The sequence below is a fragment of the Mycobacterium sp. genome (genome assembly GCF_032162105.1).
In the GTDB taxonomy this organism is placed as follows: Bacteria; Actinomycetota; Actinomycetes; order Mycobacteriales; family Mycobacteriaceae; genus Mycobacterium.
On sequence record NZ_JAVRPS010000344.1, the window covers coordinates 1 to 7681 of the forward strand.

11 protein-coding genes and 3 pseudogenes are annotated in these 7681 nt (G+C 67.3%); 8 read left to right on the forward strand and 6 right to left on the reverse strand.

The window, feature by feature from the left end; translation table 11 throughout:
• Positions 1-123: 123 nt before the first annotated feature.
• Together QOC69_RS17585 and QOC69_RS17590 are read right to left on the reverse strand one after the other, a co-directional pair.
• A pseudogene (locus QOC69_RS17585) lies at positions 124-432 on the reverse strand (IS607 family transposase); the annotation flags it as partial.
• A 213-nt stretch (positions 433-645) separates the two neighbouring features.
• Entirely contained in the window at positions 646-1788 is a 1143-nt protein-coding gene (locus tag QOC69_RS17590; RefSeq protein WP_526441834.1) for an aromatic ring-hydroxylating oxygenase subunit alpha, read from the reverse strand.
• A 47-nt stretch (positions 1789-1835) separates the two neighbouring features.
• On the opposite strand from QOC69_RS17590, the gene QOC69_RS17595 reads away from it, so the two are divergent.
• From QOC69_RS17595 to QOC69_RS17625, 7 genes and pseudogenes are all read left to right on the forward strand, one after another.
• The gene (locus tag QOC69_RS17595; protein WP_526441836.1) at positions 1836-2642 is read left to right on the forward strand and encodes a PaaX family transcriptional regulator C-terminal domain-containing protein; all 807 of its coding nucleotides are present in this window, start codon (positions 1836-1838) and stop codon (positions 2640-2642) included.
• A 70-nt stretch (positions 2643-2712) separates the two neighbouring features.
• Positions 2713-3033: a hypothetical protein gene (locus QOC69_RS17600; protein ID WP_526441838.1), complete on the forward strand. Its 321-nt coding sequence runs from the start codon at positions 2713-2715 to the stop codon at positions 3031-3033.
• Positions 3030-3443 (forward strand): DUF6855 family protein, encoded by a 414-nt coding sequence (locus tag QOC69_RS17605; protein ID WP_526441840.1) that lies wholly within the window; start codon positions 3030-3032, stop codon positions 3441-3443. The genes QOC69_RS17600 and QOC69_RS17605 overlap by 4 nt, the downstream gene beginning before the upstream one ends.
• On the forward strand, positions 3440-3775 hold the full coding sequence (locus QOC69_RS17610) for an ArsR/SmtB family transcription factor (protein WP_526441842.1): 336 nt from the start codon (positions 3440-3442) through the stop codon (positions 3773-3775). The genes QOC69_RS17605 and QOC69_RS17610 overlap by 4 nt, the downstream gene beginning before the upstream one ends.
• Complete coding sequence (locus tag QOC69_RS17615; RefSeq protein WP_526441844.1) at positions 3772-4212, forward strand: SRPBCC domain-containing protein; 441 nt, start codon at positions 3772-3774, stop codon at positions 4210-4212. The genes QOC69_RS17610 and QOC69_RS17615 overlap by 4 nt, the downstream gene beginning before the upstream one ends.
• Before the next feature lie 111 nt (positions 4213-4323).
• The gene (locus QOC69_RS17620) at positions 4324-4599 is read left to right on the forward strand and encodes a hypothetical protein (RefSeq protein WP_526441846.1); all 276 of its coding nucleotides are present in this window, start codon (positions 4324-4326) and stop codon (positions 4597-4599) included.
• Positions 4587-4772 (forward strand): annotated as a pseudogene (locus tag QOC69_RS17625) (helix-turn-helix domain-containing protein); the annotation flags it as partial. The gene QOC69_RS17620 and the pseudogene QOC69_RS17625, both read left to right, overlap by 13 nt.
• A 24-nt stretch (positions 4773-4796) precedes the next feature.
• Here the strand turns inward: QOC69_RS17625 and QOC69_RS17630 are convergent.
• Together QOC69_RS17630 and QOC69_RS17635 are read right to left on the reverse strand one after the other, a co-directional pair.
• The gene (locus QOC69_RS17630) at positions 4797-5837 is read right to left on the reverse strand and encodes an aminotransferase class V-fold PLP-dependent enzyme (protein ID WP_526441848.1); all 1041 of its coding nucleotides are present in this window, start codon (positions 5835-5837) and stop codon (positions 4797-4799) included.
• Positions 5834-6115 carry a DUF4229 domain-containing protein gene (locus tag QOC69_RS17635; protein ID WP_526441852.1) on the reverse strand — a complete coding sequence of 94 codons (282 nt, stop codon included), beginning with the start codon at positions 6113-6115 and terminating at the stop codon, positions 5834-5836. The genes QOC69_RS17630 and QOC69_RS17635 overlap by 4 nt, the downstream gene beginning before the upstream one ends.
• A 150-nt stretch (positions 6116-6265) precedes the next feature.
• Between QOC69_RS17635 and QOC69_RS17640 the strand changes: the two genes are divergently transcribed.
• Positions 6266-6427 carry a hypothetical protein gene (locus QOC69_RS17640; protein WP_526441850.1) on the forward strand — a complete coding sequence of 54 codons (162 nt, stop codon included), beginning with the start codon at positions 6266-6268 and terminating at the stop codon, positions 6425-6427.
• 6 nt (positions 6428-6433) lie between these two features.
• Here the strand turns inward: QOC69_RS17640 and QOC69_RS17645 are convergent, their stop codons facing one another.
• Together QOC69_RS17645 and QOC69_RS17650 are read right to left on the reverse strand one after the other, a co-directional pair.
• A complete protein-coding gene (locus QOC69_RS17645; RefSeq protein WP_526441855.1) occupies positions 6434-7561 on the reverse strand; it encodes a MinD/ParA family ATP-binding protein in 1128 nt (375 codons plus the stop codon).
• A pseudogene (locus QOC69_RS17650) lies at positions 7558-7681 on the reverse strand (c-type cytochrome biogenesis protein CcsB); the annotation flags it as partial. The pseudogene QOC69_RS17650 and the gene QOC69_RS17645, both read right to left, overlap by 4 nt.

Here is a 7681-nt window from a genome sequence, read left to right on the forward strand (position 1 = left end):
GCCAACCATTTCGGCCTCTGGCCCACCGTCATCTCCCGCATCGAACGCGGACTCCAACGCGACGACGAATTCGCAGAAACCTACAGAAACTGGCTCGAAGCGGCTTGACATAGATAGGAGCATCAACACCCCGGCCAGCTTGGGCCGTTTGCCGTTCAGCACGGACCCAACCTCGCACACCACCTGCCCCACCCCAAGGCCCTGCTCGGTGGCCCACCCGGTCAGCCGCGCCACCGCACGATCCAGATCCCAGCACTGATCATGCGAGGACACCCGCACACACACCACGCCAGCGGTCCAATCAGCAGCCGCGGCGGTCCATACCAGAATTAGCCGAACCACCCGCTCTGCGGGCACCGGCAACGTGCCCTCCCGAAACCAGCGATAAGCAGCATGCCGATTCACCCCAACCGACTTCGCCCAACCCGCCAAATTCGCAACACCAACAAGAACGCACTAGCGAACACTCAAACACACTCGACATGCAACAGTTCAAAACCCCGGGCATCCGGTCACAGGCGGCCAGCGACAACTCGGCCGAGGCGGCGCGCAAGCCGGCCAATGCACCGGCACCACTCTGCATCTCGAACCCAGCACCTGGATTGATCCCGGACGGCATGTTGTGCCCGCGGTAGCGGGCCAGCGCTAGCGGGCCAAGCCGGCCAGTCGAGCGTCGAGCGTGGCGTGGAAGTGCCCGATGGCGCTTTCGTACCTGCCGAACTCCACGAACGTGTTGGCGTCGGCGTGCAACCCCTGTTGCACGCCGGCTGACATGGCGTTGTCTTCGAGCGCACCCTCGGCGAGCACACTGCGCCCTGCTCCCGTCGGTCCCCTCTCTGCGACGACACCCGGGCCTGCCATGCCATAGGTGGTAACCGTGGTGTGGTCGATGTCGATCGGGTCGACCACGACCGCGAGGACCTGGTCCGGGAACGTCGCCAGCATCACGTTCGGGAACAGGTGGTAGACGAACGTCACGCGCGCGCCGACTGTCCACGTCGACTCCGGCCGGTCACGGAGGCGCTCAATGTTGCGGTACGGGAACGTGATCCGGGTGTTCGGCCCAAACGTCTCGACGACGTTGAGATTGTCGTACTGCAGCGGGTAGAACGTGTCACGATGCGTCGAGCGGATGTGATAGCCCTCGAGGAACTGCTCGACGAGTACCTTCCAGTTCATCGCCCGGACCGTTGACTGCGTGTAGAACAGGCGCTCGGCGGGCAACAGCTTGTCACGCCACGGACTCCCGTCGATGAGCCCGTCGGTTGCCGGCTCGTGGGTGTCCAGTGAATCGACGACGACCAGGCCGCCGACCTCGTGGCTGGCGACTTCGACGAGCCCGCGCGACGACATGTCGAGGTCCGGGAATCCTTCGGCGTGCGGGACGTGTGCGAGTGAACCATCCAGGCGATAGGTCCAGCCGTGGTAACGGCACACCAGCGCATGGGAGCAGCCTTGGCCGTCGACGAGGGCCATTCCCCGGTGCCGACATGCGTTGCGGAACACCCGGACACGACGATCGGTGTCGCGGACGGCGAACAGCGGAACCCCGAATGCGACGCGTTCGACGTGGTCGCCCGGGTTCGGGATCGCCGCGGACGGAACGTACACGCTTGGCATGGAACGGAGCAGCCTGAGTTCGTCGGCGAACCGGGCGGGGTCGAGATAGGCCTCGACCGGTTCGCGCCAGGCGTCGCCCTCATCGGTCGTGCCCGCGTCGATATGCGCGAGGATGCGGTGAACGATCTCGACATCGCTCGCAAGCGACGTCTGCGTTGACGCACTCACCACATGAGCATCACGCTGTAGCCGTCATATGTCAAGATATCTGTGATATGAGTGCCCGTCCCCGCGATGTGATCGGCAACCGCCCACTCACCGCGCGTTCCGTCCTCGCGTCCGCGCTGCTGGGCGCCGACGAGCCCGTCCTCCCGGTTGCGGGGCTGATCGCCGCGGCGTCACTGTTCGGAATTAGCGCGGGCGCCGCGCGCACCTGCCTATGGCGAATGGTGGCCAACGGCGAACTCACCAGCGACAACGGGAGTTACGCACTCGCAGGCCGCCTGCTCGAACGACGTCACCGCGTCGACGACGCCGCCCACCACGAGTACACGGGCCGATGGAACGGGACATGGGAGCTCGCGGTCGTGTCACTGGAACGCCGGCCCGCCTCCGACCGTCTCGAGCTCAGGACGGCAGCCATGGCGTTGCACCTCGCCGAGATCAGAGAGGGCGTCTGGATCCGCCCGGACAACCTCGATCCGCAGCGCCTGCCGACGTCACGGGCGGTGCTCGACGCGCAGTGCGTTCACTTTCACGGCGCCGACTCCGACATCACCGTCGACGCCGCCAGGTCCCTATTCGCTCTGGGCAGTTGGTCGGACGACGCCAGACGCCTCATCCTCGCGATGGACGAGGAGCTTGACGCGGCACGGAACGACGACGACGACGAGATCGCCGCTCTCACAGATCAGTTCGCGCTGTCCATCGCCGTGGTGCGCCATCTGCAACTGGACCCACTGCTCCCCGCCGCGCTCATCCCCGCGGACTGGCCCGCAGCGACGCTGCGAAGCAGCTACCACCGCTTCGACGACTCCTTCAAGCGACGCATGAACCACGCGTTCCGGCAATCCGCACGGTGAGGCAAGGGCCGGTTGCGCTTCGGTAACCTCTCAGTTACGGTAACCTTTAGGTTACTAAAGGGGGCGAGCCATGGGCACGACCGTCGTTCGGTACAAGACCAAGCCGGAACACGCGGAGGAGAACCAAGCACTGGTCGAAGCCGTCTTCGCCGAGCTGGCCAAGTCCGCGCCGGCCGGGCTGACCTACGAGACGTACCGGTTGGCCGACGGCGTCAGCTTCGTCCACGTCGCCTCGATCGACACCGGGGACGGCAGCAATCCGCTCACCACCACGCCGGCTTTCCGGACATTCCTGCAGGGCATCGCCGACCGATGCGCTGAGCCACCACTTGCCTTGGACGCCAACAAGATCGGCGCGTACGTCGCCGGTACCCCGGTGCCCCGATCATGAGTGGTGGCACCGGGACCAAGGAGGATCCCTGGGTTCTGACGACCCCGAGCGGCAGCTCGGAGTTCGCAGTGCACCGGGACGAGGACCTCGACCCGGCGGCACTCGTCGTACGGGTGGGCAAGACCGAGCTGCGGTACCGACTGCGTTGCATCGACGACTTGCACGCGATGTTGGTCCAGCGCGGCGACTGGGTGCCGTTGGGCAACGCCGACGAGCAGAAGCCCGCACCCGAGGGGTCGGTCGAAGCGTGGGGCCGGTCTGATGCCAACCCGGTCGGCGGGTGGTACGGGCTGAAGAAGGGCCTACGGGGGCGATTCGGTACGTACATACCGCCGGTGCTGGAGCGGTTGGGACTTGCCGAGGTCGAGCACAACGCTCGAAACAACCGCATGCGAGCCGTCCCGACGTGACCTCGAGTGCGCAGGCCGGCGATCCCTTTGAGGCGCTTGGCGATCCGAACCGCCGAGCCATCGTGGAGATGCTCGGAGCGGGGGGGCGGTCGGTCGGCGAGCTGGCCGACGCACTCCCGATCAGCCGGCCGGCGGTGTCGCGCCATCTGCGGCTGCTGAAGGAAGCGGGGCTGGTGGTGGAGGAACCGCATGGAACGCGCCGCATCTACCGACTGCACGACGAGGGAGTCGCTGCGGTCCAGGCCTACCTGACCCAGGTCTGGGGAGACGCCGTGGGACGCTTCAAGCTCATGGCCGAGAACACGACTCCGAGACGGGCGGACCACCCGTGATCGAGCCGCTGCGGCTCAGCTATGAGTTGTCTTGCCCAGCCGACCACGCGTTCGACGTGTGGACGACACGCATCGCGGGCTGGTGGCCAAAGGGGCACTCGACGTCCGGCGACCCCGGCGCATCCGTGGTCCTCGAGCCCCGCGAGGGCGGCCGTATCTTCGAGCGCCTGACCGACGGCACCGAGATCGACTGGGGTGTAATCACGCAGTGGGATCCGCCTCGTCGTCTCGGCTATACGTGGCACATCGGCAGAGACGCCACACAGGCGACAGACGTCTTGCTCGTGTTCGTCGACCTCGGCGACGGAGCCAGCCGACTGGACATCGCCCAAACCGGTTGGGAGCGGCTCGGTGCGGACGCGCAAACCTTCCGCGAGGCGAACAGTGCCGGGTGGGGTGGCCTGTTCCCGTCGTTCCAGGCCGCCGCCGAAGCCTAATCCCCAAACTAACGCCGTCGTCAGCGAATTGAATGCGCTGGTTGGTTGACGTTCTATCGCCCGGATGCGCATAGCCCCGCGTGACCAGCAAAGCCTTGAGATACTTCAACGGTGCCCGCGCCTGTCGCGAGCCGTCCGGGCGACACCCGGGCCATTGCCGACTTCCTGACGGCCGCGGCGATCGAGCCCTCGGCCCTGGTGGTGGAAGGCGAGCCGGGCATCGGCAAGACCACGCTGTGGTTGCACGGGGTCAAGCAGGCACGGGAACGCGGGTTCCGGGTGTTGTCGGCGCGTTCAGCGGCCGCAGAGTCGGTACTGGCCCATGCCTCGTTGGCCGATCTGTTCAGCGGGGTCGACGAGTCCGTGTGGGCGGAACCGCCGGGCTGACTCCGTCCGAGCTGCGGGTCGCCGAGCTCGCCGCTTCGGGGATGACCAATCGCGACGTCGCGGCCGAACTATTCATCAGCCCAAAGACGGTGGAGGCCAACCTCTCCCGCATCGACCGCACGCTCGACATCCACTCCCGCGCCGAACTCGGCAGGCACATGGGGCAGACCTGACGAGGTAGTGCCCGACCAGGTTCGTCAGCTAAGCGCGTCGACCAACCCGTCGAGGTCGTCGTCGGTGTTGTACAGGTGAAAGCCGACCCGCACCGCGCCGGCACGAACGGATGCGCGGATGCCTGCGCGCGCCAGCTTGTCCGCCGCATCCGTGATCGGCAGCGAGACGATCGCCGAATCACTGGGCGGTAGATCGAGTTCGGCGCGCAGGCGATTCGCCAGACCGATGCAGTGCGACTCGACGGCGTCGCGGTCCAACGATGCCAGCCACGGCAGGGTCAGCCCCGACCCCAGCGCGCCGAACCACGCCGGCGAGGTGTCGAAGCGACGCGCATCCGGAGCCAACCGCAGCGGCAGACCGTAGATCGTCGACCACGGCTCCTCGCCGGCATACCAGTTGGCCGCATGCGGTGTCATCAGGCCAGACATCCTGTCGCTCAACGACATCCACGCGGTGCCGCGCGGCGCGAGCAGCCATTTGTACACCGCGGCGGCGGTGACGTCGACCCAGCCGAGATCCAGCCGCTTCCACCCGACCGCCTGGGTCACGTCGATGACGGTCAACGGGTCGGCGCCCGCCAGCCCTGCCCGCAACGCATCGATGTCGAGCACCACCCCGTTCGCGGACTGCACCAGGCTCGCGAGCACCACGTCGTAATCACCGCCCGTCGCGACCAGGGCGTCGGGCGTCAGCTCGGTGAGCACGACACCGCGACCTGCCTGCGCGGCGAACGGGAACGTGGTGCTGGTGAATTCACCGGACAACGTCGCCACCCGGGCCCCGTCGGGAATCGCTGCCGCGACCAGACCCAGCAGGGCCGACACGCTGCCACCCATCACCACCGACTCCACCGGCACGCCGGCCAGCGCGGCATAGGCCGCGCGGCCACGGCGGACCGGTTCGTCGAAGCCGGGGACGTCCATGGTGCCGGCCTGCCACGCGGCGATGTGATCGTGAAGCGCGTCGACCAGGAAAGTGGGCGGCAGCCCGTAGGTCGGCGAGTTGAGGAATCCCTCGGCACCGGCGAACTCCGCACCGAACGCATGCCGCGGCGCGGCGTTCATTCGGACGCAGACTCTTCGCCACGCAATCGGGCGCGGAGCTGCTCACGGTCGCTGCGGCGCCGTTCGTCGAACACGGCGATGCTGGCCGTGGCCCGCCGGCGAAGCGGGGCGAACACCCAGATGCCCAACGGCAAAGCCAGCACGATGGCGAACAGCAGCGCCACCACGAGGGGGAATTCGGATATCCCGACCAAATGCGCCACGCCGAAGATCACCGCCGTCAGCACCGCCACCAACAGCAGGCGGGCCAGCGCGTAGGCCGCCACGTCCATCAGCATGCGCGCGCCGGGACGAGTCACCGATCCCCGGTCCGCTTCGTTCCTACCCTCCGCGCCCAAATCCCCGGTCGCTTCGCTCCTGCCGTCCGCCTCAGACACGGGCCTGAGCCTACCCACGGCGCGTATATTCAGATCAAGGAGGTTTTCTGCGTGCAGTATCTGTTCCTCATGGTCATCCTTGCGGGTCTGGCCTACACGACCTGGCGGCTGGTGCGGGTCATGGCGAACCGTCCGAAAAGCCGGACGATCGGGCCCGACGATGACCCGGACTTCCTCAGTCGGCTCGGCCACGGGGACCCCGACGTTCGCTGACGCGGACTAGCGGGACCCCGGAAATCCGTTTGCCACCATCGCCGCGAGTTCGATCAGCGCGTCGCGGGTCTCGGGCTTGAGCCGGTCGAGGCTGATCTCGGCGCCCTCCTCCAGATGTGAATCGAACGGCACCCGCTGCACCGCACGGCAACGCCGCGAGAAATGGTCCTCGACCTTGCCCATGTCGACCTTGCCCGAGCGTGGACGCACGGCGTTGATCACCGCGATCGAGTTCTGCACCAACTGCTGGTAGCCGTGGGCATCCAGCCAGTCCAACGTGGCCGAGGCGCTGCGGGCCCCATCCACCGAACCGGAGCTGATCACGATCAGCACGTCGGCCTTGCTCAGCACCGCCGACATGGCCGAGTGCAACATGCCCGTGCCGCAGTCGGTGAGCACCAGGCTGTAGAAGCGCTCCAGCACTTCGAGCGTCCGCGCGTAGTCGTCCGAGCTGAACGCCTCCGACACCGCCGGGTCGCTCTCCGACGCCAGCACCTCCAGACGGCTGGGGCCCTGCGAGGTGTAGCTGCGGACGTCGCTGTAGCTGTCGATGCCCTCGGCGTCGCGCAATAGGTGCCGCACCGTCGACGGCGTCTCCAGCGGCACCTTCTGGCTCAGCGTGCCGCGGTCCGGATTGGCGTCGACGGCGATCACCCGGTCGCCGCGGATCGAGGCGAACGTGGCACCGAGCGTCGCGGTGATGGTGGTCTTGCCGACCCCGCCCTTCAGCGACAACAACGCGATCCGGTAGCAACCCCGCAGCGGCCGGTCGACCTGGGCGGTCAGGCTCTTGCGGTGGATGGCCTTGGAGCCCTCACCGAGGTTGATCAGCGTGCCCGACGCCAGGTACAGCCAGCGCCGCCAGCCCTCCGACGGCTTGCGCTTCGGTTGACCGAGCAGCGCCACCGTCGACAGATCGAAGTGCGGCGGCGGCACGGCCGGGTCGGTATCCGCTATCGGCGTCGCAGTCGGCTGCTCGGCGGCGATCTCCGCGACGGGCAGGCCGTGTGGCGGGGTCGGTGCGGTCCACTCCGGTGGCACCGTCTCCGCGGGGTCGCTGAAGCGCTGCTGTGATCGGAATCCGGACGGCTGGTCGGCCGCCGAATGCTGGCCCGGCCCCTTGCTCAAGTTCAGCCCACCCCGGCGTAGGAGTGCAACCCGGTGGTCACCAGGTTGATGAAGAACAGGTTGAACACCATCGCGACGAAGCCGGCCACGTTGATCCAGGCGGCCTTCTTGTCGCGCCAGCCCGCG